Origin of the sequence: Thermorhabdus hydrogeniformans, assembly GCF_049310025.1 — a bacterium.
Taxonomy (GTDB): domain Bacteria; phylum Bacillota; class Thermosediminibacteria; order Thermosediminibacterales; family Tepidanaerobacteraceae; genus JBJYKD01.
In genome coordinates, this window is record NZ_JBJYKD010000300.1 from 1 (window position 1) to 233 (window position 233).

Sequence of the window (233 nt, forward strand, 5' to 3'; positions counted from 1 at the left end):
CGCAATGGAGTCCGGACGGCGTAGGACGACCCCGTGGGAGAGGCTGCCGACCGATCCGGACGACGCGGTGATCTGGGACCGGGAAGGTGACCGGTTCGTCGGCTACCTGCGCCCATTGCATCTGGCGATGGTGCGCGCCCAGGTCGAGTTCATCAGCGCGCTCACCCAGTACCGGCTTGCCGAACACTCCGTCGGCGGCCCGCTCGCGCCGATCGACCCGCGGCTGGACGCCG

The 233-nt window shown here is 70.4% G+C and carries 1 protein-coding gene; it reads left to right on the forward strand.

Features of this window, described 5'->3' with window-relative positions; translation table 11 throughout:
- Positions 1 to 233, forward strand: a 233-nt coding sequence (locus ACKX14_RS16515) for a hypothetical protein (protein ID WP_422449524.1), incomplete at both ends; no start/stop codon positions are given.